Raw genomic sequence first — 24,324 nt, 5'->3', positions numbered from 1 at the left:
CTTGAACGACACCAACACCCTGCCCGCTGCCTCCCTCAGGACCGAGTTTTGCGGTCTCGAGCTGGCTTCGCCTATCGTGCTGCTGTCGGGCTGCGTCGGTTTTGGTGAAGAGTACACGCGGGTCGAGGGCTTCTCCAACCGCCAGGTGGGCGCGGTGGTGTTGAAAGGAACGACGCTGGAGCCACGCCTGGGTAATCCGCCGCACCGCGTATGGGAAACCCCCATGGGTATGCTCAATGCGATCGGCCTGCAGAACCCGGGTGTCGATGTTGTCATCCGCGACATACTGCCGGCGCTGGATTTTTCCGAGACCCGGTTTATTGCCAACGTGTGCGGCTCGACGATCGAGGACTACGTCGAAGTCACGCGGCGCTTTGACGATTCACCGATCGATGCCATCGAGATCAATATCTCCTGTCCGAACATCAAGGAAGGCGGCGTCGCCTTCGGCAATCATCCTGACATGTCGGCGCGCGTGGTCGCGGCCTGCCGTGCCGTAACCAGCAAACCGGTCATCACCAAGCTGTCGCCCAACCAGACAGATATCACCGAAAACGCACGCCGCTGTATTGAAGCCGGCAGCGATGCGCTGGCGGTAATAAACACCATCATGGGCATGGCAATCGATCCTGAATCCCGCCAGCCGGTGATCGGTAACGTGCAGGGCGGGCTGTCCGGCCCGGCAATCAAACCGATCGCGCTACTGAAAGTGCACCAGGTTTACGAGCTGGCGCGATCGCATGGTGTTCCGATCATCGGGCAGGGCGGTATTACCACGGCGCGCGACGCGCTTGAGTTCATCATCGCTGGCTCGGCAACCGTCGGCGTCGGCACCGCACTTTTTTATGATCCGCTGGCTTGCGTGAAAATAAATACCGAACTCGCCGATTACCTGGGTCGTCATGAGATGTCGTTGTCGCGGCTGGTCGGTGCCATGCGTTACGACGACGTTACCGACGACCCGGAAAACTGTCTTGCAGGGTGAGGTCTTTTGATCGCGGCTGGAAGCCGCTCCCACAGGGACCTGTCGCAAGTAGTCGCGGCTGGAAGCCGCTCCCACAGGAATTTATCGCGAGCAGTCGCGGCTGGAAGCCGCTCCCACGAGAACTGCGGCTGGAGACCGCTCCACCGGGGTGCTTCGCGACTGATCCGGGTTGACATAACCGGAATTTGGCTCATCTTGTGTTAATATTCGACCCCGATCCCAATATATGGGGTCGTGTTGGCTATCTCTGATAGAAAACCGGGTCGGCAGGGGGTCCCGTGATGAACGAGTTCGAGCAAATCTACTGGCAATTTCTCGAGGTGCTCGCCGCGGCACAGGACCGCTGCGAAGCGGCAGTCGCCGCGCTGATCCGTTATGACGATAGCGGCCAGGAAATACCGAAAGAAGTGCTGGCAGAGTACTCGGAATCGCACGAGGCGCTCAAGAATATATTTGCCACCTATCCACGTTCGCAGACGCAAACCGTGAGGCTGGCCTCTACGGCTTAAAGGTCAACCCCCGTTAGCCCGCGTCAGCGACGGCGCGCTTTCGGTAAATTTTTTTGCGGGCGGGCGCCTGCCCTCTGACAGGCGCCCTTTTCTTTCTCTACCGGCTGAACGCGTCCAAACGTGCTTGTAGCGCGTGTGTTCCCTGAAACCGGTGCCGGCATCACCCGGCGCCGACGGCCCGGTAGCAATTAATTAGCGGTTCACCCGGCCCTGTCCGGAGAAATGAGCGCGGGGGTGGTAATGGCACGCTACCCTGCCAGTAACAGTCGAGCGGCAGCTCCAACCGCATTCCTGAGACTACCCGTGGTACCTGCGGTGCAATGCCTGCGCCTGCCCCGCCAAGTCGTCTCGTTCGATGCGGTTGCCGAACCGTCCGATTTCGCGCGGCAGCTCCAACCGCATTCCTGAGACTACCCGTGGTACCTGCGGTGCAATGCCTGCGCCTGCCCCACCCAGTCGTCGCGTTCGATCCGGTTGCCGAACCGTCCGATTTCGCGCGCCACGCGGCCGATATCTGCAGCATCGAAGGCGGCAATCTGGTGAAAGTGATAGACGCCAATCTCGTTAAGCGTTTTTTCCAGTGCCGGCCCGATACCACGAATCTGCTGCAGGTTGTCGCGATGGCCGGCGTCCGGGCTGGTTAACACCGCGGCAATGCGCTCGCCGGCGCTGCGGCTGCGCTCCGTTTCGGTTTTGCTGCGTTTCTTTCGGCGGCCGCCGGCTGACGGGGGCGGACTCATGCCGCCCGCAGCGTCCAGGTCCCGCCGCATGACCTCCAGCTCGGCCTCGCGCCGGGCGAGTCGTTCGCTCACGCTGCGATACTTTTCCTGCAGCTCTTCGGATTCCGCGATTGCCGCGCGCAGCTGTTCATCCTGGCGCCCGCGCGCTGCGGGTGTCGTTCCGTCGGTAAGCTCGGCAATATCGTCACGCAGCACCGCGATGCTGTCGTCGCGCTGACGTAGCGCTGCCTCCAGATCCCGGATCTTCATTTCCCCGCCCGCCGGTCGGTGCTGCTGGAGCGTCTCGCGTTGCATCGCGTTGAGTTCGCGCCGCAATCGGGTGATCGTGTCGTCACGCGCCTCAATTACTGATTCGAGGTCGGCGATACGCTTGTCCTCTTCCCGGGCCTGCGCGCCGTCAGCTACTTCGCCGCGCGCTGCCTCGAGCTGTTGCTGCAGGTCGGCAACGGTCTGGTCGCGGCTGGCAACCTCTGCTTCAAGTGCGGCGACGCGCTTTTCCTGTTCCTGCGCCTGCGCGCCGTCGGCCGCTTCGCCGCGCGCCGCCTCGAGCTGTTGCTGCAGGTCGGCAACGGTCTGGTCGCGGCCGGCGACCTCTGCTTCAAGCGCGACGATACGCCTTTCCTGTTGCTGCGACTGCGCGCCGTCGGCCGCTTCGCCGCGCGCCGCCTCGAGTTGTTGCTGCAGGTCGGCAACGGTCTGGTCGCGGCCTGAAATTTTCGTCTCCAGGTCCCCGACGCGACTGGCATGCTGCGCGGCCTGCTCCGCTGCAGCGGCGTTATCCCGTCCTGCCTGTTCTATCTGCTGCTGCAGTTGGGCGATGCTGGCATCGCGGCTGCTTATCTCCCCTTCAAGCTGCTGCACCTGTGATTCACGCTCGGCAAGCAGCTCGGCGCGGGCAGCATCGCTGCCGGCTTCGTCCGTTGCGGCTGCCAGCTGCTGGCGCAGCTTGACCAGCTTGCGCTCACGCGCGACCGCGTCTGATTCGAGCTGCCAGATGCGTGAATCCTGCTCGGAGCTTTCTTCCTCCCGGACTTTCAGGTCGCGCTGCTGTTCCGCCTGGATCGCCAGCAGGTCGCGCTCGTGCTGTGAGCGCAGCTCGACCACAGTCTGTTCACTCTCCTGCAGCTTGTCGCGCAACGCACGGATCTCGGTCCGCAATTCCGTTATCACGGTCTCGCGCTCGGTAACCCGCCCCTCCAGGCCGGCGACCAGGCTGTCGTACTCGCTGGCTGCGGCGGGATCATTGTCGGGGCGATTCTGCCGGGCTTCCAGCTCACCGGTCAGCCGCCGCACGGAGCGGTCACGGTCGAGCTCTACCTGGCGGACGCGCTCACGCCATTCTCGCTGGATGATGTGCTCACGGCGCTGCTCCGAATTGCGACGCAAAAACCACACCGCACCGGCACCGATAGTCGCTGCTATCAGCAGCGACATGAAAATCTGAAACATCAGGAAAGTCACAACATCAGTCCATCGCCAGGAATTCTATGCGCCGGTTTGCAGCCCGGCCCGCTGCCGTCGAGTTGTCGCCGACAGGCCGTGATTCACCATACCCCCATGGAACGAGCTGGTCTGCATCAAGGCCCTTGCCCACCAGGTAGGCGGCGACAGCCTCTGCACGTCGCTGGCTCAGCTCGAGGTTTTTCATGGCAAGCCCTTCGGCATCGGTATGCCCGGCAACCTCGATACGCAGCCCGCCACACTCGCGGATACGCTCGCTGAGCTGGTCGAGTAATGCGTAGCTGGCCGGATCGATTACGGCGCTGGCGACCTGAAAACTTATCTTCCGCTTCATCAGCTCATCCAGTCGTGCCTGACATGATTCGGCGTTGCCTTTTGCCACGGAGAGATTGATCCGGGCGACAAAGTTATCCGGCAGCCGCGATGCCAGCAGCTTGGTTTCACCCTGCCGTCCGGGAGCAACCTTTCCAACAACATTTATGTTGCTGTCACTGATAACGCCCTCGGCATTTACGTAGGTCGCGAAACGCTGCTGCAGATTTGTCGTTGCTTCGAGCCAGTTGTCCGGCACGCCGTCGTCGCGAACGGTCATTTCATCCTCGACACGCCGGCCACGGTACAGTTCACGTGTCCGGGCAATAAGCTCCGTGCGCAGCTGCGCGCTCGGCACGAAACCGGAGTATTGGACGAAACCCGGGCTGACGGTAATGCGAGTCTCGTAAGCCGACACTGCGGCGAGGGGATTAAACATCTCGTCGGGAAGCTGCATCTCGTTCTGCACCCGGCGTATGCCAGTAATGTTCGTGACCAGGCGCAGCGCCTCGGAGCGGGCGGTATGTGACGGCGCGCTGCCACGCATGGTTACGGCGTTGCCGTCGGCCGCTACCGTTACCCAGTCGAACCCGGCCTCGGCCAGGGTTGCCTCTGCGCGCTGCTGCACCATTTGCTCAATACGCGGACCATAGTTGTGCATGCTGAAAGCGCTCAGCAGCCCGAACAGCAACACCGCAACGGTAATGATGATTGCCTGGTTCATACCCTGTCTGTCCAGCCGGCCTGCGCCGCTGCTTATTCAATCCCCAGTTCTTTGATCTTTCTGGTCAAAGTATTACGACCCCAGCCCAGCAAGCCGGCTGCGCGCTGTCTTTTGCCGCCGGCGGCACGCAGTGCCGCCTGGATGAGCGTACGCTCGAACTCCGGTTGCAGCTGCGTCGCCACCTCGGTGTCGCCCGCTGCAAGCCGCTGCTCAACCCACTGCGACAGCTGGCGCGACCAGGAATCACTGTCGCCGGGTGCCGCTGCACCACCGAACTCGGCGGGTATGTCACCGCTTTGTATCTCGCTGCCGGGGGCCAGCGCCGTCAGCCTGCGGCAGGCATTGATGAGCTGCCGCACATTGCCGGGCCAGCCGAATGTCTCCAGCGCCTGGCGGGCCTCCTTGCTCAGCGACTTCGGCGGTACCTGTAACTCGCGAGCCGCATCAGCCAGGTAATGTGACAACAGCATACCGATATCTTCGCGACGGTTCCGCAGCGGCGGCACTTCAATATGAATTACGTTAAGCCGGTGAAACAGGTCCTCGCGAAAAGTCCCGCTGCCAACACGTGCGACAAGATCATGATGGGTTGCTGCAATTACCCGCACGTCAGTGCTTATCGGGTTCTTTCCGCCGACGCGATAAAACTCGCCCTCCGCCAGAACGCGCAACAAACGGGTCTGCAACTGTTCCGGCATGTCGCCGATCTCGTCCAGGAATAACGTACCGTTGTTTGCCTGCTCGAATCGTCCCTCGCGTCTTGCGTCTGCACCGGTAAATGCGCCCTTCTCGTGACCGAACAATTCCGATTCCAGCAGTTCGCCGGGTATCGCCGAAACATTGAGGGCAACGAAAGGCTGGTCGGCGCGCGGGCTGTTGTCGTGTAACGCGCTGGCCACGAGCTCCTTGCCGGTACCCGATTCGCCGGTGATCAACACGTTCATGCTCGAACCGGCCAGCCTGCCGATAGCACGAAACACCTCCTGCATCGCCGGAGCCCGGCCGATCATCCCGGGCAGCTTGTCCGGCTGTGCCGCTCCGGCCTGATCCCGGTGCGAGGTCGCCGCGGCCCGGCGTACCAGGCTTACCGCCTCATCGATATCGAACGGCTTTGGCAGGTATTCAAAGGCGCCACCGGTGTAGGCCGCCACCGCGCTGTCGAGATCGCTGTGCGCGGTAATGACAATGACCGGTAACCGGGCGTGCGTTTCATGCAGCGTCTGCAGGAATGACAGGCCATCGACTTCGGGCATGCGTATATCGGTAACGACCACATCCGGCAGGTCGCCATCGAGCGCGCGCAGCGCAAAGGCAGCGTCCTCGAAGCTGGTGGTCACCATGCCGGCCTGCTCCAGGGCCTGCTCCAGTACCCAGCGTATCGACCGGTCATCGTCGACCAGCCAGACATGTGTTTTTCCGTCTTGCACGGCTACAGCCTCAGGCAACAGGCAGGTAAACGCTAAATATCGTCGGTGCTCCGGCGCTGCGCAACTGCACCAGCCCATCGTGGCGCTGGATCAGCTCCTGTGCCACAGCCAGGCCCAGCCCGGTACCGCCGCGACGGGCGGTAATCAGCGGGTAGAACAACGTATCGCGGATTTCCTCGGCCACACCAGGTCCGTCGTCCTCGAAATCGATCCGGGCCACCAGCGCGCGCCGCTTGCCGCGCAACATGTAGTTGGTTTCTGCCCGGGTTCGCACCATGAGCTTGCCACCTGCACCCAGAGCCTGGATGGCGTTGCGACCGATGTTCAGCAGTGCCTGGGTGACAAGATTTGCATCGAGCCCAGGTTCCGGCAGGCTGGGGTCGTAGTCTTCAGTCACTTCTATCGTCGGCGACGCTTCACCTTTGAGCAGCTCACAAACGCGGTTAGTCAGCTGGTGGATGTTTACCGCTTTTCTGCTGAGCGGCTGGTCGGGACCCAGCATGCTGTCGGCCAGGCTGTTAAGCCGGTCGGCTTCTTCGATAATGACCCGCGTATAGTCCTGCTGCTCGGGGCTGGCCAGTTGCCGCTGCAGCAGCTGCGCGGCACCACGCAGTCCACCCAGTGGATTCCTGATTTCATGAGCCAGCTGCCGGGTGATGTTACGACTGACGCTCTGCTGCGCCAGCAACGCGATCTCGCGATTAATCGCCAGCCGCGGTTCCGCATCGAGCAACTCAACCAGGAGCCCGTCACCCATCGGACTGGTGCGGCAATCAACTATGCGGCTTTCGTCCTGGCCAACTACCAGTTCCAGCTCGCGCCGTACCGAGGCCACACCGTCATTGCTGACACGACGCAATTCAAGTTCGAATTCCTGATTGCCGGGAAGCAGTTCGCCAAAAGTTTTGCCGGTCGCGCGCTCGTTGCTGATGCCGAGCAGCGTCTCGGCAGCAGGATTCATACGCCGGATCTGCTCCCGCGCATCGAGTACGACTATGGCAGTAGCCAGAGCATCGACAATGGCCGCCAGTTCGCCCGGTTTGTCACGGCGATCGGCCGGTGCGGAACACATGACGCGTCAGTTGAGAGTCGAGGACTGTTTTACGTGGAAGCTGACTGGCTCGGACACCGCGATCTCGTTGCCGCTGCCGTCAACAATGGACACAGCAAGCGTGTGCGTACCGCGATAGATATTTTCCAGCGTGTAACTGGTGGATGCGGCTGGCCAGTCTGCGGCCTGCGCGCCGTTGAAGTACACCTGTATGCTGTGACCCTGCTGCAGCTGCGGCTGCACCGAGAGCGTTACCGGCAGAGTGCCCCCGATGTTCCACAACACCTGGTCCTCGGTCGGTGAGTTGACGCCCACTGAGTTATAGCCGGCGAAGCTGGCGGTCGACTCGACGTTACGCTGCGCGTCCGGGACGTCGGCCGGTGGCGCCTGTGGCCGGCGCTCGGTATAGCTCATGGGTTCGCGGATCTGAACCTGCTCGGCCTCGGCACGCGGGCGGTCCGAGTAGTGCACGCGGCCCTGCTCATCCACCCAGCGATACAGCGTGGTCTCGGCCGTCGCCGCCGACGCGATAATAATAAAAATCAATACGATAGTGCGCATACATCTCAAGAATACCGGCCGGCAGGGGTTCAGGCCAGTAGCTGGCTCACATACGCCGGATATAAAAGAGAAGCCGGCCCAAACGGGCCGGCTCCCCAGGCAGGGTTTTCCCCGCCGCGTGGCGCCCGCGGACCCGCCAGGCCGTCAGACGCCGCCGACTGCGCAGCCCTTACAGGCTGTAATACATATCGAACTCGACCGGATGGGTGGTCATGCGCAGACGCGTGACCTCCTCGATCTTGAGCTCGATGTAGGCATCGATCACGTCATCGGAAAACACGCCACCAGCGGTAAGAAAAGCCCGATCGCCGTCCAGTGCTGCCAACGCTTCGTCAAACGAGAAACATACCTCCGGGATGTCGAGCGCTTCTTCCGGCGGCAGGTTGTACAGGTCCTTGTCCATTGCATCGCCCGGATGAATCCGGTTCTGAATGCCATCTATGCCGGCCATCATCATTGCTGCAAACGCAAAGTAGGGGTTAGCCGTGGAATCCGGGAAACGCACCTCGATGCGGCGACCCTTCGGATTTGGCACGTGAGGAATACGTACCGATGCCGAGCGATTACGTGCCGAATAGGCGAGGAACACCGGCGCCTCGAAGCCTGGCACCAGACGCTTGTAACTGTTGGTGCTGGCGTTGGCAAAAGCATTGATTGCGCGCGCATGCTTGAGCACGCCGCCAATGTAGTACAGCGCGGTTTCCGACAGGCCGCCATATTCGTTGCCGCTGAACAGGTTGTCGCCGCTCTTGCCCAGGGACTGGTGCACATGCATGCCGTTACCGTTGTCGCCGACAACGGGCTTGGGCATGAACGTAGCCGATTTGCCGTAATGATGCGCGACGTTCATTACCACGTATTTCAACGTCTGTACTTCGTCGGCTTTCTTTACCAGCGTATTGAACGCCACACCGATCTCGCACTGTCCGGCTGTTGCCACCTCGTGGTGATGCACTTCGGTGCCCAGCCCCATTTCTTCCAGTGCCCGACACATCTCGGAGCGCAGGTCATGCAGTGAATCGACCGGCGGTACCGGGAAGTACCCGCCCTTCACGCCCGGGCGATGACCGAAGTTGCCATCATCGTAGACCTTGTTCGAGTTCCACCCGGCTTCCTGCGAATCGATGCGATAGAACGATCCGCTCATCTCGGTGCCCCAGCGCACATCATCAAAAACAAAAAACTCGTTTTCAGGGCCAAAGTAAGCAGCATCGGCAATGCCGGTGGACTTGAGGTAGGCCTCGGCACGCTTGGCCAGCGAGCGCGGGTCGCGTTCGTAGCCCTGCATGGTGGTAGGCTCGATGACGTCACAGCGCAGCACCATCGTGGGCTCCTGCGAAAAAACGTCCTGCACGGCCGAAGCCGCTTCCGGCATCAGGATCATGTCGGACTCCTGGATGCCCTTCCAGCCGGCTATCGAAGAGCCGTCGAACATCTTGCCTTCCTCGAACAGGTCTCCGTCCACCTGGCTGGCCGGCAGCGTTACGTGCTGCTCCTTGCCGCGGGTATCGGTAAAACGAAGGTCTACAAAATTGATTTCGTTTTTCTTGATTGCGTCGATTACGTCGGCGGGTTTCATAAGTTCTCCCTCCACGGGAACAAAAGGTACGGGCCCGACTGCACCGCTCTGGCGCTCCGGGAATACCGGTATTGTTGCAGGAACTGTGCCAGCCATGCCGATGAGGTAAATCAACCGCTTCGGCTCGCAGTGTCAGCCGTGACGCCCCCCCTTGGTGCGAAAGCCTGCGCGCGTCGCACCAGCATGAGGCAGGCCTGTTGGTAAGTATCTGAGTTATCAGGCTATACTCGCCGCGAAATGGAACAGCCGGCCAGCACATCTCCGCAGACTTTTCAGGCCCTGGTAGACGCTCTGAACGCGTACTGGGCCGGGCATGGTTGTGTGCTCATGCAGCCGTACGATATGCCGATGGGTGCCGGGACCTTTCACCCGGCGACGTTTCTGCGGTCGATCGGGCCGGAGCCGTGGCGTGCCGCCTATGTGCAGCCGTGCCGGCGTCCGACCGACGGCCGTTACGGCGAAAACCCTTTCCGGCTGCAGCATTACTATCAGTACCAGGTGGTGCTGAAACCCTCACCGGATGATATCCAGGAGCTGTACCTGGGCTCGTTGCGGGCCCTGGGTTTTGACACGCTGACGCACGACATTCGCTTCGTCGAAGACAACTGGGAGTCGCCCACGCTGGGAGCGTGGGGCCTGGGCTGGGAGGTGTGGCTCAACGGCATGGAGGTGACCCAGTTCACCTACTTCCAGCAGGTCGGCGGGCTGGACTGCCGCCCGGTGACCGGCGAGCTGACCTATGGACTGGAGCGGCTGGCGATGTACCTGCAGTCGACCGAAAGCATTTTCGACCTGGTCTGGACCGAGGGACCGCAGGGCAAGGTGACCTATGGCGACGTGTTTCACCAGAACGAAGTGGAGATGTCCGCTTACAACTTCGAGCACGCGGATGTCGACGTCATGTTTGGCTGGTTTGACAGCTGCGAGGCTGAGTTCAACAAACTGATAGAGGCCGGCCTGGCGTTACCTGCTTACGAGCAGGTCATGCTCGCCTCGCATGCTTTCAACCTGCTTGACGCACGTCATGCCATATCGGTTACCGAACGCCAGCGTTACATCCTCCGCGTCCGCACCATGGCACGGTCTGTGGCCGAATCGTATTACGCCAGCCGCGAGTCGCTCGGCTTCCCGCTGCTGCAAGCTGCCTGAACGGAGCGCCGGCCCAGATGAGCGACACGCAGGATTTCCTGGTAGAGATCGGCACCGAAGAATTGCCCCCCAGGGCATTGCGCCGCCTGTCGGAAGTGTTCGGCACACAGATACGTACCGGGCTCGATGAGGCCGGGCTGGCATACGGTGACGTTGCGCTGTTCGCAACACCACGACGACTCGCGGTTCAGGTGGCGAAACTGCAGGCACGCCAGGAGGACCGCAAGACCGAGTCGCGCGGCCCGCCGGTAAAGATTGCTTTTGACGATGCCGGCGAACCCACCCGCGCGGCGCTCGCCTTCGCCGGAAAATGCGGTGTTGGCGTTGGCGACCTGGAGCAGGTGGAAACTGCAAAGGGCGCCTGGCTGATGCATCGTGGCACCGAAACGGGCCAGCCGGCCGAAAAGCTGCTGCCGGCAATCGTCATGACAGCACTGGAGAAGCTGCCGATCCCGAAACGCATGCGCTGGGGTGCGCGCGAAGCGGAGTTTGTGCGGCCGGTGCACTGGATCGTGATGCTGCTGGGTAGCCAGGTAGTACCGGCAAGACTGTTCGAGCTCGACAGCGACCGTTATACCCGCGGGCATCGCTTCCATGCGCCCGATGCGATCGAGATCAGTCGCCCGTCCGACTACTCAGAAAAGCTGCAGCAGCGCGGCCACGTGCTGCCGGATTTTTCTGTCAGGCGTGAGCGCATTGAGACGGATGTGCAGCAGGCCGCGGCGCAGGCGGGCGGCCAGCCGGTTTCCGATGCAGCGCTGCTGGACGAGGTAACCGCGCTGGTGGAGTGGCCCGTCGCTGTCAGTGCCACATTTGACGAGCGCTTTCTGGAGCTGCCCGAAGAAGTCCTGATCGAGACGCTGCAGGCACACCAGCGCTACTTCCCGATTCGTGGCAAGGACGGGCTGCTGCCGGAGTTTGTGACGGTCAGCAATATCGAAAGCAAAGACCCCGACCAGGTACGCAGTGGCAACGAACGTGTCGTGCGGCCGCGACTGGCTGACGCCGCGTTCTTCTGGGACAGCGACCGGCGCACGCCGCTGGCCGAACGCACTGCAGCGCTGGCCGGCGTTGTGTTCCAGAAAAAACTCGGCACCCTGAAGGACAAGGCCAGCCGCGTCGAACAGCTGACACAGGTGCTGGCCGACCCGATGGGTGCGGATCGCAAGCTCTGTGCGCGTGCCGCGACGCTGGGCAAGTGCGACCTGCTGACTGACATGGTTGGCGAGTTTCCTTCGCTGCAGGGAACAATGGGCCGTTACTACGCAACGCATGACGGCGAAACCGAAGAGGTCGCCGTTGCTCTGGAAGAACAGTACCTGCCGCGTTTTGCCGGTGACTTGCTGCCGTCTACCGCCACTGGTGCGGTGCTGTCGGCGGCAGAGAAACTCGACACGCTGGCCGGCATCTTTGCGATCGGCCAGCGGCCGACGGGTACGCGCGACCCGTTTGCCCTGCGGCGCAGCGCGCTGGGCCTGCTGCGGCTGCTGATCGAAAAGCAATACGATGCCGACGTGCCGGCGCTAATCCATGTTGCGCTGGACTTGCAGCCGGTCGACACGGACCGGCAGGCGATGAGTGAGGAAATCTATACCTGGCTGCTCGAACGACTGCGCAGTTATTACCTGGACGACCCCGATGCCGGTATCACCGTGCAGATGTTCGACGCGGTCGCTGCACGGCGGCCGGCCAGCCCGCTGGATTTTCACCAGCGGCTGCAGGCAGTCAGGAGCTTCTCGCAGCTCGATGCGGCCGAAGCGCTGGCAGCGGCGAACAAGCGAATCGCCAATATCCTGCGCAGTGCCGACGACGATATCCCGCCGGCCGCACAGGCTGACTTGCTGCACGAAGCGGCAGAAAAAGCTCTGCACAGCGAGCTGGAACGAATGCACGGCGAAGTCATGCCGCTGCTGAGCAGCCGTAAATACGCTGACGCGCTCACTCGCCTGGCCGCACTGCGCCCGGCGGTGGACCACTTCTTTGACGACGTACTGGTGATGGCTGAGGACAAAGAGGTCCGGCGCAACCGGCTGGCGTTGCTCAGCCAGCTGCGCAGCCTGTTCCTGCATACCGCTGATCTTTCACGCCTGCAGGTCGGATGAGCAGCGCGAGTGGCGCCAGACTCGTGATCCTCGACCGCGACGGTACGATCAATCGTGACTCAGTCGACTACGTAAAAAGCGCCAGCGAATGGAATGCGCTGCCCCGGGCCCTGGAGGCGATCGGCAGGCTGTGTCGCGCCGGCTGGACGGTTTGTGTGGCGACCAACCAGTCCGGCATCGGACGCGGGCTGTTTTCCATCAGCGATTTGCACGAGATGCACCAGAAAATGCGCGGCGAGCTGGCCACCCATGGCGGCGAAATCGACGGCATCTATTTTTGTCCGCACGTGCCCGATGACCGCTGCGATTGCCGCAAGCCAAAGCCCGGGCTGCTGCAGCAGATTGCCACGCGTTATCGCCGCAACCTCGCCGGGGTGCCGGTGATTGGCGATTCGGAACGTGATTTGCTGTCGGCCGAGTCAGCCGGAGCGCGGCCAATACTGGTGCGCACTGGCAATGGCAGGCGCACGCTGCGGGAGAATCGCCGTGACGATGTGGAAGTGTATGACGACCTTGCAGCAGCAGTTGATGCGCTGCTGACAGAGTGATGCAGTACCTGCGCTCGCTGCTGTTTACGATTCTGATGAGTCTGTCGGTGGTGCCGTATGCAGTCTGGGTGCTGCTGGCAGCGCCGTTCGGCCGCTCTGCTTCGTATCGTGCGGCAGTACGGTGGGTGCGCCTTAATCTGTGGCTGCTGCGCGTCCTGTGCGGTCTCGACCACGAGGTGACCGGGGCCGAGAACATACCTGCGGACGGTACCTGCGTTGTCTATCTCAAGCACAGCTCAACGTGGGAGACTTTTGCTGAACTGCTGGTTTTTCCCGAGCAGACCTGGGTGCTGAAGCGCGAGCTGTACTGGTTACCGTTATTCGGCTGGGCGCTGGCCGCGCTGCGCCCGGTGGGAATAAACCGTGGCGCCCGCAGTACCGCTGTCAGGCAGGTGGTTTCCAGGGGTGCGCTGCGACTGAATGCCGGCGTGTGGGTGATGATTTTTCCCGAGGGCACCCGGATGGCACCGGGAAAAACACGCCGCTATGGTTTGAGTGGCGCATTGCTGGCAAAAAACACGCAGCGCCGCATCATACCGGTGGCACACAACGCTTGTGATTACTGGCCGCGGCACAGCCTGCTAAAAAAACCGGGCACCATCAGGATGGTTGTGGGTCCGCCAATCGAAACAGCCGGCCGCGAACCCGCCGCTATTAACGAAGAAGCACAGGCCTGGATCGAGGGAACAATGCAGCAAATCAGCACCGCTTACGCTGACCGGTCGGCAGCAGCGGATGCGGCCTGAGCATCCTGGTGTCGTTTGTCACCGCTGCTGCGGTGCCGGCGTCCTGAGGATCTTCACTGCCGCTTTGCGTGTTTCCAGCATTTGCCAGTAATGCGCGCGACGCAGGTTGCGTGAAACGGTCGATGCACTGACGCCAAGTTTTTCCGCTGCTTCGTCCTGCTGGCCGACGTCAATCACAGCGTCAATGGTGCGCCACTGTGTCGGCGTGACCTGCATCAGCAACGTGTCGTGCAGGCCATAAATGTGACCAAGCAGCTCATCGCGCTCAGCTTCGGCGGATTTGAAAGCAGTCAGTCGTCGGTATTTGCCGGAGCGGTCCTTGACCAGGTCGATGGCATCGCGTGCCGAAAGAAAGGCCTCGCCGCCGGCCACATCCGACAGTGGCCGTCCGCCGGTTACGGCCGGCAACCCGGTCACCTCGCCGACGCCGACCCCGATCCATAGTGACAACGGCTGGAACAGGCGGCGCAGGTCGAAAATGATGTGCGGCACGTCCTCGGTACGGCCTGTCAGCGTCTGGAATTCATCCCAGACGGTGACGGCGTACGGAGCCTGGATCAGGCCCAGAGACAGGTGTTTGGCCGAAGCAAAAGCCAGCTTGCGGTCGCGAAGTGCTACAAAATCACTGATTTTTCGCGAGCCGCGAACGTCAGCGATAAGGGCGGCCTTTCTTGCATCCATCAGTGCAATTTAGCCTAATTGCATTTAGAAGTACAATAAATATGATGTTAAATGATACAAAGTTGCTCGGAAAACACCCGGGCCGGGCCGGCCCGTTTTCGCGTTGGTCACCGGGCGCAGGCGTGGTAATCCCAGTGGCCCGGACGGCTGCCGTCCATCAGAGCAATAGTTGCCCGCAGCGTATCGCCGTTGCGGGTATAGGACATTTTCTGCGGGTAATCATGGGCGGGGTTGGCAAAAGTGATCGTGCCGCTGCCCTGCTCCACGGTGGTAAACGCGGTGGGGCCGCGGCCGCCCGGATAGGCCTGGTAAACGGGACCTGCAACACCGGGCTCGATGCGCAGCTGCTCGAAGAACGCCACCTTGCCATCTTCGTCCAGGGTCACGCTGTAGCCGAACAGGTAGCCGTCCCCGGCAACGGACCATCGTTCCACGATGGTGCCATCGGTCCAGCAGCCGGCCAGCCAGGCCAGCGGTGCCGCGTCCTCCGTGCTGCTACAGCCGACAGCTGCCAACAACATCAACGCGGCTAAGGCACTGCGCATGGCGTCAGATGTCGAGGTTCGCAACCATCAGGGCATTGCGCTCGATAAATTCGCGCCGCGGGTCAACCTGGTCGCCCATAAGCGTGGTGAAGATTTCGTCCGCGGCAAACCCGTCTTCGATATGCACCTGCATCATCAGGCGCACGTTCGGATCCATCGTGGTTTCCCATAACTGCCCCGGGTTCATTTCGCCGAGGCCCTTGTAGCGCTGGATAGTCTGGCCCTTGCGCGCCTGTGCCATGAGCCACTCCATTGCTTCATCGAAGCTGGCAACGGCCAGGTTTTTATCGCCACGCGCCGCATAGGCGCCATCGCCGATCAGGTCGGCAAGTTCTTCGCCCAGCTCAGCGATACGCAGGTATTCGGCAGATTCAAAAAACGCTTTTTGTATGCGCTTTTCGGTATAAACGCCGTGGTAACGCCGTCTCAGCTGGATATGAAAACCTGCGTCGCCCCATTCCAGCGCGGTCTCGTAGCGGGCGGTACCGTTACCACCGGTAGGGCTTTGCAGTCGGTCGCCCAGCTCGCTCACCCAGCGCTCCATCCATGCCTGGTCGGCAAGCTGTTCGCTGCCGACCCGCGGCAGGTGTACCAGCTGGCGTAAAACGCGTTCATCGTAGCGCCGTGACCAGCGCTGGATGATCGCGTCGACTTCCATGTATTTGCGCGCCAGTGCTTCCAGTGCCGGCCCTTTGAGTGCGGGTGCATCGGCGGTCACGTGCAGCTGCGCGCCATCCAGCGCCAGCGTCAGCAGGTAGGCATTGAGCTCGGCGTCGTCTTTGACGTAGTGCTCCTGGCGGCCTTTCTTGATCTTGTACAGCGGTGGCTGCGCGATATAGATGTGGCCACGCTCGATGAGCTCGGGCATCTGGCGATAGAAAAACGTCAACAGCAGTGTGCGTATATGCGAGCCGTCGACGTCCGCATCGGTCATGATGATGATGCGGTGGTAGCGCAGCTTGTCGGCATCAAAGTCCTCGCGGCCGATGCCGCAGCCCAACGCGGTAATCAGCGTCGCAACCTCGTTGGATGCGAGCATCTTGTCGAAGCGTGCGCGCTCCACATTGAGGATCTTGCCGCGCAGCGGCAGGATCGCCTGGGTGCGCCGGTCGCGACCCTGCTTGGCCGAACCGCCGGCCGAGTCACCCTCCACCAGGTACAGCTCGGACTGCGCCGGATCGCGCTCCTGGCAATCGGCCAGCTTGCCGGGCAAGCCGGCGATGTCGAGCGCCCCCTTGCGCCGCGTCATTTCGCGCGCCTTGCGGGCCGCCTCACGGGCACGGGCCGCATCGATAATTTTGCCGACCACCGATTTTGCTTCCTGCGGATGCTCCAGCAGGAAGTCCTCGAGCTGCTCACCGACGGCAGCCTCAACGATCCCCTTCACTTCGGACGAGACCAGTTTGTCTTTTGTCTGCGATGAAAACTTCGGGTCAGGTACTTTCACCGAGAGCACGGCGGTCAGCCCTTCGCGCGCATCGTCACCGGATGTGTTGACCTTTTCCTTGCGTGCCAGCCCTTCCTTCTCGATGTAGTTGTTCAGCGTGCGGGTCAGCGCGGCACGAAAACCGCTGAGATGCGTGCCGCCATCCCGCTGCGGAATATTGTTGGTGTAGCAATACATCGATTCGCTGTAGCTGTCGTTCCACTGCAACGCCACTTCGACCTGCACGTCATCGCGGGTGGTAATGAAGTGCAGCACTGTCTGGTGAATTGGAGTCTTGTTGCGATTGAGATGCTCGACAAAAGCGCGGATGCCGCCCTGGTACTCGAATACGTCACGCTTGTCCTCGCGCTCATCGATCAGCTCGATGCGAACACCGGAATTGAGGAAGGACAGTTCGCGCAGTCGCTTTGCCAGTATTTCGTAGTGATAGCGGGTGTCGCTGAACACTTCCTGGCTGGGCTTGAAGTGAATGGTGGTGCCGGTGCGATCAGTGTCGCCGACTGCCTTGAGGTCGCCCGCCGGCGTACCCATGCTGTATTCCTGTGCCCACACCTGGCCGTCGCGGTGAATAATCAGGTCCAGCTGTTCGGACAGTGCGTTAACTACTGAAACACCAACGCCGTGCAGCCCGCCGGAAACCTTGTACGAATTGTCATCAAACTTACCGCCGGCGTGCAGCACCGTCATGATGACTTCGGCGGCCGAACGTTTTTCTTCCGGGTGTTCATCTACCGGTATGCCGCGACCATCATCGACAACCGTTATTGATTCGTCCGCGTGAATCGTTACCGTGATCCCGCTGCAATGTCCGGCCAGCGCTTCGTCAATCGAGTTATCGACGACCTCAAAAACCATGTGATGCAATCCGGTGCCATCATCGGTGTCGCCGATGTACATACCCGGTCGCTTGCGCACTGCCTCGAGTCCCTTGAGGACTTTGATGTTGCTCGAGTCGTAACTCATTCCACCCGCCTGGTTTTTTTAATGGTCACACTGCCGGTCGTGGGCACACGAAACCGGTGATACTTTTCGCTTTGCGAAGGGCCCCCGCGCCGGTCTCTTTTGTTGCAATGCAGCAAGAGGCCGGCTCTGGCAAAAGTCAGTGTAAAAACAATCGCCTATTATACCACTAATCGTGGTTCAAACTGTTCCATGTGGAACACGCGATCGGCGATATCGGGCAGATTTTCGCGCTCCAGCGCCGTCAGGAAAAGCTGTACGTCGAGGGCGCTCAGCGCCTCCAGTAATGCCGCGACCCGCTCCCGATCGAGCTCCGCGCCCGGATCGTCGAGCAGCAATATGGCCCGGGGGCGACCGGCTTGTGCCAGGACCTCCAGCTGGGCCAGCAGCAGGCAGGCCGCCAGCAGCTTCTGCTGCCCCCGAGACACCCGTGAGCGGGCCCGGGCGGTGTCCAGGTGAATGATCAGCTCGGCGCGCTGTGGCCCGGCGAGAGTCCGTCCCATGGCCAGGTCCCGCTCCCGGTCCTGCTCCAGCATTTCGGCCAGCCCGCGGTCACCGCTCCACCCGGGGCGAAAATCGATGCGAATCTCCGAATCCAGTAATTGCCGGCCAAATCGCGCGACGGGTTCGGCCAGCTGCTGCAGGAACCGCCGCCGTATCTCCGTCAGGGCCTCCCCGCTGCCTGCCAGCTCCTCCTCCCAGGCCCCCAGCTGGCCGGGTGCCCCGGCAGCCAGCAGGGCGTTACGCTGTCGCAGCGCCCGGCGATACCGCTGCCAGGTCGGCAGAAACGATTGATCCACGTGAAACGCTCCCCAGTCGAGAAAGCGCCGGCGTCGCTCCGGGCCCTCTTCCACCAGCTTGTGGACTTCCGGGTCGATTGCCTCGACCGGCAGCACCTGGCCGAGTTCGGCCACGCTGCCGGCGGGCCGGCCACCGATATGGATTTGCTGTTCTCCGCGGTCTGCCCTGATCCCGATCCGGCAGGGCCTGCCCCCGGCCGAGATATCGCCGAGCACCTGGTAATAGTCGCTGCCCTCGCGGATCAGCCGCTGGCGCTGGGCTGTGCGGAAGGACCGGCCGCGACCCAGAACGAAAATCGCCTCGAGCAAGCTGGTCTTGCCCGAGGCGTTTTTTCCGGTGATCAGGTTGATGCCCGGTGCAGCTTCCAGCTCGATATGCTGCAGGCAACGAAAGTCGTCAACCTGCAGCCGTTCCAGGCTGCCGGGCACTGTCGGCCTAGAGCCGCATCGGCATCACGACGTATTTGCAGTTTTCCATGCCGGGTTCCTGAATCAGGCAGCTGCTGTTGGCATCTGTCAGCAGGACTTCCGCCTTGTCGGAATCCACGCTGCTCAGGGCGTCCAGCAGGTAATTGACATTGAAACCGATTTCCATGGCATCGCCGTGGTAGTCAACTTCCATTTCCTCTTCGGCTTCTTCCTGTTCCGGGTTATGCGCCTGGATGCGAAGCAGGCTGTCAGCCAGCCCGAAGCGGATGCCGCGATATTTTTCGTTCGACAGGATCGCCGCCCGCTGCAGGGCGTGCTTCAGGTCACCGCAGTCGGCCAGCAGGTTGAAGCGCGGATTGGCCGGGATGACCCGGTCGTATTCCGGGAAGCGACCATCCACCAGCTTGGAGGTAAACCGGATGCCGGCCAGCTCGATGCGAACGTGATTGGCACCGATGGCGATATCGACGTCGCCCTCGCCGGACAACAGCCGCTGCAGCTCCAGCACGCCCTTGCGCGGCACGATGACCTGCTGCGGGCTGGGTTTCTGCCCGTCGAGCGGCATCTCACACAGCGCCAGCCGGTGGCCGTCGGTTGCCACCGCGCGCACCCAGCTGTCGCTGACGTCCAGCAACAGGCCGTTGAGGTAGTAGCGCACGTCCTGGTGGGCCATCGCAAAGTGCGTTTTTTCCAGCAACTTTTTGCAGTCGGCCTGGCTCAGCTTCAGGGTCTGCTGCGGCTCGATGTCCTCGATGGCCGGAAAGTCTGCCGCGCCCAGCGTCGAAAGCGTAAACCGGCTGCGGCCGGACTGCACAACCAGCCGGTCGCCCTTCGTCGAAACATCGACCTTGGCGCCTTCCGGCAACGCCCGGCAGATGTCGAGCAGCTTGCGACCGGGCACGGTGATTTCGCCCGGGCTGGCCACATCGAGATCGATCGTGGCGACCAGCTCAACTTCCAGGTCCGTCGCTGTGGCGGACAGCTGGTTGTCCCTGGCCACCAGCAGAAAGTTGGCCAGGATCGGCATGGTTTGCCGGCGTTCGACAACACCGGCGACGGCCTGGAGAGGCTTCAGCAGCGTTTCGCGCTGGGCGGAGAATTTCATCGGGAGCCCCCGTAATAAATCTTTATTTACTAAATAAAACCTGTAATTATTAGCCCCCACTCTGGCTGGGGATAAGTTCCTGTTTCTCTTTGTATATCAGTGAGTTACCTGTCTTTCAACCATGGAACCCAGGACCTGTTCCACGCGGTACTGTCTGTGGATGAACTGTGCAGCTTTTATTCCTCCACCACTTATCCACACTAGCCGGTAAGGGTTCTCAACAGGTTGAGGTAATCCTCACCGATGCGCAGTTCCGTCTCGCGTAACTCGCGAATTTTTCGGCACGCGTGCAGCACCGTTGTGTGGTCACGGCCGCCAAAAGCGTCGCCAATTTCCGGAAGGCTATGGTTAGTCAATTCCTTTGACAAGGCCATGGCAACCTGGCGTGGCCGGGTAATAGACCGGCTGCGGCGTTTGGACAGCAGGTCAGCCACACGAATCTTGTAGTACTCGGCAACGGTTTTCTTGATGTTATCGATAGTTACGAGTTTTTCCTGCAGTGCCAGGAGATCCCGCAATGCCTCCTTGGCGAAATCGAGCGTAATCGGCCGGCCGGTGAAGCGCGAATTGGCCACTACGCGCCGCAGCGCGCCCTCCAGTTCGCGCACATTCGAGCGCACCCGCTTGGCCACGAAGAACGCGACTTCGTCGGGCAGGTTGACCTCCATCGACAACGCCTTGCTCTTGAGAATTGCAACGCAGGTCTCAAGCTCCGGCGGATCAATCGACACGGTCAGGCCCCAGCCGAAGCGCGACTTCAAACGCTCCTCCAGGCCATCAACTTCTTTCGGGTAACGGTCGCAGGTCAGGATCACTTGTTGCTGGCCTTCCAGCAGCGCATTGAACGTGTGGAAAAACTCTTCCTGCGAGCGATCCTTACCGGCAAAAAACTGGATGTCATCAATCAGCAATGCGTCAAGACTGCGATAGGCCCGCTTGAATTCATTGATCGTGTTTCGCCGCAATGCCCTGACCATATCGCCAACAAAACGCTCGGAATGAACGTACGCAACACCACCCGAACCACGACCGGTTTTGAGCATCTGGTCGCCGACGGCGTGCATCAGGTGGGTCTTGCCCAGGCCCGTTCCGCCGTAGATAAACAGCGGGTTATAGGCAACGCCGGGGTTCTCGGCGACCTGGCGGGCAGCGGCCCGCGCCAGCTGGTTGCTCTTGCCCTCAACAAACTTTTCGAACGTGAACTCGGGGTTAAGCCGACCACCGATCACCGTGCGCTCCGGTTGCGGCGCGGCGAAACTTTGCGGCTGGCTGAACTGCTCGGCGCGGCGTGCGACCTCGAGCACGACATGCTGATCGGGCACGGCGCATTCGTCGCGAACGACTTCCGAAATATGGTCGAGCAACTGCTCGGTGACAGAGTCGACAATGAAGCGGTTTGGCGCGAGGAGTTTCAGTGTGGAACCCTCCTCGACCGCATGCAGTGGACGCACCAGCTTGTTAAATTGTTGCGCGGACAGTTCACCTTCGAGCCGCTCTACGCAACGGCTCCAGACAGACTCTTGCACCAGTAGACGCCCCCAAAAAGCGGTGATTGAGTTATTGCGAGGAAGGGGACCGAGTGTATACCCGTCTATGGCCCGATTCCACAGCGCAGAATTGTCTAAAATGGTTGACATGGCTGAGGGCCCGCGCGTAACCTTCCGGGCTCTTTGCGGCAGTGCAGCCGCAAGTTTTTGATACGTAGTAGGGCGCACGAAAATGAAACGCACTTACCAACCGAGCAACCTGCGCCGCAAACGGACTCATGGCTTCCGTGCCCGCATGGCGACCAAAGCGGGACGGCAGATCCTGGCACGCCGCCGGGCCAAGGGCCGCAAGCGGCTGAGCCCCTGAGGGGCTGCGTCGGCCCGTGACAGCGCGTGCGCCGGTTCGCGTTCCCTGATCGCATGCGACTCGCCACCCGTGAGGACTTCGACCGGGTGTTCAAAAATTGTTCATCACGATCGACGGATGCGTTGTTTACCGTGCTCGCCCTTCCCAACGACCACACCTACCCGCGACTTGGCCTGGCAGTCTCGAAAAAGGCTGCCGGCAATGCCGTCCGGCGACACCGGCTGAAACGCCGCGTGCGCGAAAGCTTTCGTCTCAACCAGCACGCGCTGCCGGGCACGGATATCGTGGTCATTGCCCGCCCGGGCGTCAGCCGGCACGATGGTCAAAAAGTAGCCAGCAGTCTGGCCGCTCACTGGAACAGGATCAGCGAAAAATGCGCGCCGTCTGCCTCTTCCTGATACGCGCGTACCGACTGGCGGTCAGCCCGCTGCTGGGTCCGCGCTGCCGGTTCTACCCGAGCTGCTCGAGCTATGCGGAGCAGGCCGTGCGTCGCCACGGCGTAATGCACGGCGGCTGGCTGAGCCTGCGGCGCATTGGTCGTTGCCACCCGTGGCACCCGGGCGGAATCGATCCGGTGCCGGACGTCGAGCACCACCATGGATAACCCGCGCCTGCTTTTGTGGATCAGTTTCGGGCTGATCTGTTTCCTGCTGTGGGACGCGTGGATGAAAGACTACGGCCCACAACGCCAGCCACCGGCGGCAGCCGAGACAGCGGCTGACGAGAGCGTGCCGGCCGCACCGGCGGAAAGCGATTTGCCGTCGCTGTCTGTCACCGAAACGGAACAGGGCGAACGACCGGCATTGTCTGTGGCAGAAACGGTCGCGCCACGCGGCCAGCGGGTGCGGGTGGTTACCGATGTGCTGGACCTGGAAATCGAGCTGGCCGGTGGCGACCTGGTGGCCGCAACCTTGCTCGACTACCCGGTGCGCAAGGATCAGCCCGGCAACCTGATCACGTTGCTGGACAACAGCGGCGGCGAAGTTTATTTGCTGCAGTCGGGCCTGCTCAGCCAGGATGCGGCCGCGCCGGATCATCGGGCCGTGTACAGCACCGTGCAGGACGAGTACCGGCTTGATGATGCAGCGGACGAGCTGCAGGTCGTGCTGAACTGGCAGCAGGACGGCCACCGTGTAGAGAAAATTTACGAGTTCAGCCGTGGTAGCTACCAGGTCGGCCTGACCCATCGCGTTACCGCCGGCACAACAGCGTGGAGCGGCGCCGCGTATTCGCAAATCAAGCGCCAGCTGCGGCCGCCGGAACGATCTTTTTTCAATGTCGACAGCTACTCGTTCACCGGGCCGGTGCTGTTCGATGGTGAAAAATACGACAAGCTGAAGCTGAAGGACCTGCGCAAAAGACCGGTAGACGCGCGGCTGACTGGCGGCTGGATGGCGTCAATCCAGCATCACTTCGTTACCGCCGTGATACCGCCGGCGCAGGAGCAGGTGCACTACCGCAGCCGGCTGCAGTCGGGCGACGTTGCGCTGTTGAGCGCCGTCGGCGAAGTGCAACAGGCCGCGCCGGGTGAGGCAACAGAATTCCGCCACGCACTTTTCGTCGGGCCGAAAATCCAGGAGCAGCTGAAGCTGGCCGGGCCAAAGCTGGCAAAGACAGTGGACTACGGCGCCCTCGCGATTTTCTCGGAGCCGTTGTTCTGGTTGCTGCACAAGATCCACAGCTTCGTCGGTAACTGGGGCTGGGCAATCATATTGCTCACCATCCTGATCAAGCTGGTGTTCTACAAGCTCACCGAGACCAGCGGCCGCTCAATGGCAAAAATGCGCAAGCTGCAGCCGCGGCTGAAGGCCATGCAGGAACGCTACAAGGACGATCGCCAGAAGCTCAGCCAGGCGATGATGGAGCTGTACAAGAGCGAGGGCGCCAACCCGATGTCCGGCTGCCTGCCTATCCTGATCCAGATGCCGGTATTCCTGGCGTTGTACTGGGTGCTGATTGAAAGCGTCGAGCTGCGCCAGGCGCCATGGATCGGCTGGATTGACGACCTGTCGGTACGTGACCCGTTTTTTATCCTGCCGCTGTTGATGGGCGCGGCAATGATGTTGCAGCAGCGTCTCAATCCCGCGCCACCCGACCCGGTGCAGGCACGCGTGGCCCAGATCCTGCCGATCGTCATGACAGTGTTCTTCGCCTTCTTCCCCGCGGGCCTTGTCCTTTACTGGTTCGTCAACACCGTGCTGTCGGTCGCGCAGCAGTGGCACATCAATAGCGTCATCGAACGCGAAGGCTGACCCGCCCGTCGCTGCACTGCGGCGAAACCCCGTCTCGATAACGAAGGCAGCGCCTGTCTGCTATAACTTTATATAAGTTGTAGCTGGGGTGCCGCGTTCCGCAGGCGAAAAAAATGAATATATGCGTTCGGACCCGACCGCTCGTCTGTGCGGTCCTTGTTCTTCTAGCGGCCGCGGCCGGCGGCCAGATTCAACTGGGACAACTCGACGACTTTGAGGGATGCGCCACCGACTTTTGGTTCGAGGGAGCAGGTTCGCCTAACCCCCCTGTTGCGGTTTCTGGCTGTGGGGCGCTGAACACATGCTGTCTCAGCAACGATTCGGGCGGCGGTTTTGGCCCTGGTTCGCGCCAGGCAG

At 61.5% G+C, this 24,324-nt stretch carries 22 protein-coding genes; 10 read left to right on the top strand and 12 right to left on the bottom strand.

The window, feature by feature from the left end; translation table 11 throughout:
• Position 1 precedes the first annotated feature (1 nt).
• A complete protein-coding gene (locus HKN06_02290) occupies positions 2-985 on the top strand; it encodes a dihydroorotate dehydrogenase (GenBank protein NNF60140.1) in 984 nt (327 codons plus the stop codon).
• Between the two features lie 281 nt (positions 986-1,266).
• Entirely contained in the window at positions 1,267-1,494 is a 228-nt protein-coding gene (locus HKN06_02285; GenBank protein NNF60139.1) for a hypothetical protein, read from the top strand.
• A 410-nt stretch (positions 1,495-1,904) separates the two neighbouring features.
• Here HKN06_02285 and HKN06_02280 read toward each other — a convergent pair whose 3' ends face one another.
• The 6 genes from HKN06_02280 to glnA form a co-directional block, all read right to left on the bottom strand.
• Positions 1,905-3,668 carry a hypothetical protein gene (locus HKN06_02280; GenBank protein ID NNF60138.1) on the bottom strand — a complete coding sequence of 588 codons (1,764 nt, stop codon included), beginning with the start codon at positions 3,666-3,668 and terminating at the stop codon, positions 1,905-1,907.
• A gap of 31 nt (positions 3,669-3,699) precedes the next feature.
• On the bottom strand, positions 3,700-4,731 hold the full coding sequence (locus tag HKN06_02275; protein NNF60137.1) for an OmpA family protein: 1,032 nt from the start codon (positions 4,729-4,731) through the stop codon (positions 3,700-3,702).
• Positions 4,732-4,763: 32 nt separating this feature from the next.
• A complete protein-coding gene (ntrC, locus tag HKN06_02270) occupies positions 4,764-6,236 on the bottom strand; it encodes a nitrogen regulation protein NR(I) (protein NNF60136.1) in 1,473 nt (490 codons plus the stop codon).
• On the bottom strand, positions 6,169-7,230 hold the full coding sequence (locus tag HKN06_02265) for a PAS domain-containing protein (GenBank protein ID NNF60135.1): 1,062 nt from the start codon (positions 7,228-7,230) through the stop codon (positions 6,169-6,171). The genes ntrC and HKN06_02265 overlap by 68 nt, the downstream gene beginning before the upstream one ends.
• 6 nt (positions 7,231-7,236) lie before the next feature.
• Entirely contained in the window at positions 7,237-7,770 is a 534-nt protein-coding gene (locus HKN06_02260; protein NNF60134.1) for a DUF4124 domain-containing protein, read from the bottom strand.
• Positions 7,771-7,939: 169 nt separating this feature from the next.
• The gene (glnA, locus tag HKN06_02255) at positions 7,940-9,349 is read right to left on the bottom strand and encodes a glutamate--ammonia ligase (GenBank protein ID NNF60133.1); all 1,410 of its coding nucleotides are present in this window, start codon (positions 9,347-9,349) and stop codon (positions 7,940-7,942) included.
• A gap of 237 nt (positions 9,350-9,586) precedes the next feature.
• On the opposite strand from glnA, the gene glyQ reads away from it, so the two are divergent.
• The 4 genes from glyQ to HKN06_02235 are packed head-to-tail and all read left to right on the top strand — an operon-like array spanning position 9,587 to position 13,894.
• Positions 9,587-10,498: a glycine--tRNA ligase subunit alpha gene (gene glyQ, locus HKN06_02250; GenBank protein NNF60132.1), complete on the top strand. Its 912-nt coding sequence runs from the start codon at positions 9,587-9,589 to the stop codon at positions 10,496-10,498.
• Positions 10,499-10,515: 17 nt separating this feature from the next.
• Positions 10,516-12,600, top strand: a complete 2,085-nt coding sequence (locus tag HKN06_02245) for a glycine--tRNA ligase subunit beta (protein NNF60131.1) — start codon at positions 10,516-10,518, stop codon at positions 12,598-12,600.
• Positions 12,597-13,148, top strand: coding sequence for a D-glycero-beta-D-manno-heptose 1,7-bisphosphate 7-phosphatase (gene gmhB, locus HKN06_02240; GenBank protein ID NNF60130.1), 552 nt, complete (start codon positions 12,597-12,599; stop codon positions 13,146-13,148). The genes HKN06_02245 and gmhB overlap by 4 nt, the downstream gene beginning before the upstream one ends.
• On the top strand, positions 13,148-13,894 hold the full coding sequence (locus HKN06_02235) for a 1-acyl-sn-glycerol-3-phosphate acyltransferase (protein NNF60129.1): 747 nt from the start codon (positions 13,148-13,150) through the stop codon (positions 13,892-13,894). Before gmhB ends, HKN06_02235 begins: the two co-directional genes overlap by 1 nt.
• An 18-nt stretch (positions 13,895-13,912) precedes the next feature.
• On the opposite strand, the gene HKN06_02230 is transcribed toward HKN06_02235, so the two are convergent.
• The 6 genes from HKN06_02230 to dnaA form a co-directional block, all read right to left on the bottom strand.
• A complete protein-coding gene (locus HKN06_02230) occupies positions 13,913-14,575 on the bottom strand; it encodes a hypothetical protein (GenBank protein NNF60128.1) in 663 nt (220 codons plus the stop codon).
• 107 nt (positions 14,576-14,682) lie between these two features.
• Positions 14,683-15,120, bottom strand: coding sequence for a hypothetical protein (locus HKN06_02225; GenBank protein NNF60127.1), 438 nt, complete (start codon positions 15,118-15,120; stop codon positions 14,683-14,685).
• A gap of 4 nt (positions 15,121-15,124) precedes the next feature.
• The gene (gyrB, locus tag HKN06_02220) at positions 15,125-17,530 is read right to left on the bottom strand and encodes a DNA topoisomerase (ATP-hydrolyzing) subunit B (GenBank protein ID NNF60126.1); all 2,406 of its coding nucleotides are present in this window, start codon (positions 17,528-17,530) and stop codon (positions 15,125-15,127) included.
• Between the two features lie 158 nt (positions 17,531-17,688).
• On the bottom strand, positions 17,689-18,756 hold the full coding sequence (gene recF / locus HKN06_02215) for a DNA replication/repair protein RecF (protein NNF60125.1): 1,068 nt from the start codon (positions 18,754-18,756) through the stop codon (positions 17,689-17,691).
• A 7-nt stretch (positions 18,757-18,763) separates the two neighbouring features.
• Positions 18,764-19,861 (bottom strand): DNA polymerase III subunit beta, encoded by a 1,098-nt coding sequence (gene dnaN, locus HKN06_02210; GenBank protein ID NNF60124.1) that lies wholly within the window; start codon positions 19,859-19,861, stop codon positions 18,764-18,766.
• Positions 19,862-20,061: 200 nt separating this feature from the next.
• Positions 20,062-21,390, bottom strand: a complete 1,329-nt coding sequence (gene dnaA, locus HKN06_02205; GenBank protein NNF60123.1) for a chromosomal replication initiator protein DnaA — start codon at positions 21,388-21,390, stop codon at positions 20,062-20,064.
• 190 nt (positions 21,391-21,580) lie between these two features.
• On the opposite strand from dnaA, the gene rpmH reads away from it, so the two are divergent.
• From rpmH to yidC, 4 genes are read left to right on the top strand one after another with little or no spacing between them, the layout of a single operon-like run.
• Positions 21,581-21,715 carry a 50S ribosomal protein L34 gene (rpmH, locus tag HKN06_02200; protein NNF60122.1) on the top strand — a complete coding sequence of 45 codons (135 nt, stop codon included), beginning with the start codon at positions 21,581-21,583 and terminating at the stop codon, positions 21,713-21,715.
• 53 nt (positions 21,716-21,768) lie between these two features.
• On the top strand, positions 21,769-22,113 hold the full coding sequence (gene rnpA, locus HKN06_02195) for a ribonuclease P protein component (GenBank protein ID NNF60121.1): 345 nt from the start codon (positions 21,769-21,771) through the stop codon (positions 22,111-22,113).
• Positions 22,089-22,319 carry a membrane protein insertion efficiency factor YidD gene (gene yidD / locus HKN06_02190; protein ID NNF60120.1) on the top strand — a complete coding sequence of 77 codons (231 nt, stop codon included), beginning with the start codon at positions 22,089-22,091 and terminating at the stop codon, positions 22,317-22,319. Before rnpA ends, yidD begins: the two co-directional genes overlap by 25 nt.
• Positions 22,312-23,967, top strand: a complete 1,656-nt coding sequence (gene yidC / locus HKN06_02185) for a membrane protein insertase YidC (protein ID NNF60119.1) — start codon at positions 22,312-22,314, stop codon at positions 23,965-23,967. The genes yidD and yidC overlap by 8 nt, the downstream gene beginning before the upstream one ends.
• Positions 23,968-24,324 lie beyond the last annotated feature (357 nt).

The organism is Gammaproteobacteria bacterium, from assembly GCA_013003425.1.
Lineage (GTDB): Bacteria > Pseudomonadota > Gammaproteobacteria > Steroidobacterales > JABDKV01 > JABDJB01.
This window is presented reverse-complemented; position numbering and strand designations above follow the sequence as displayed.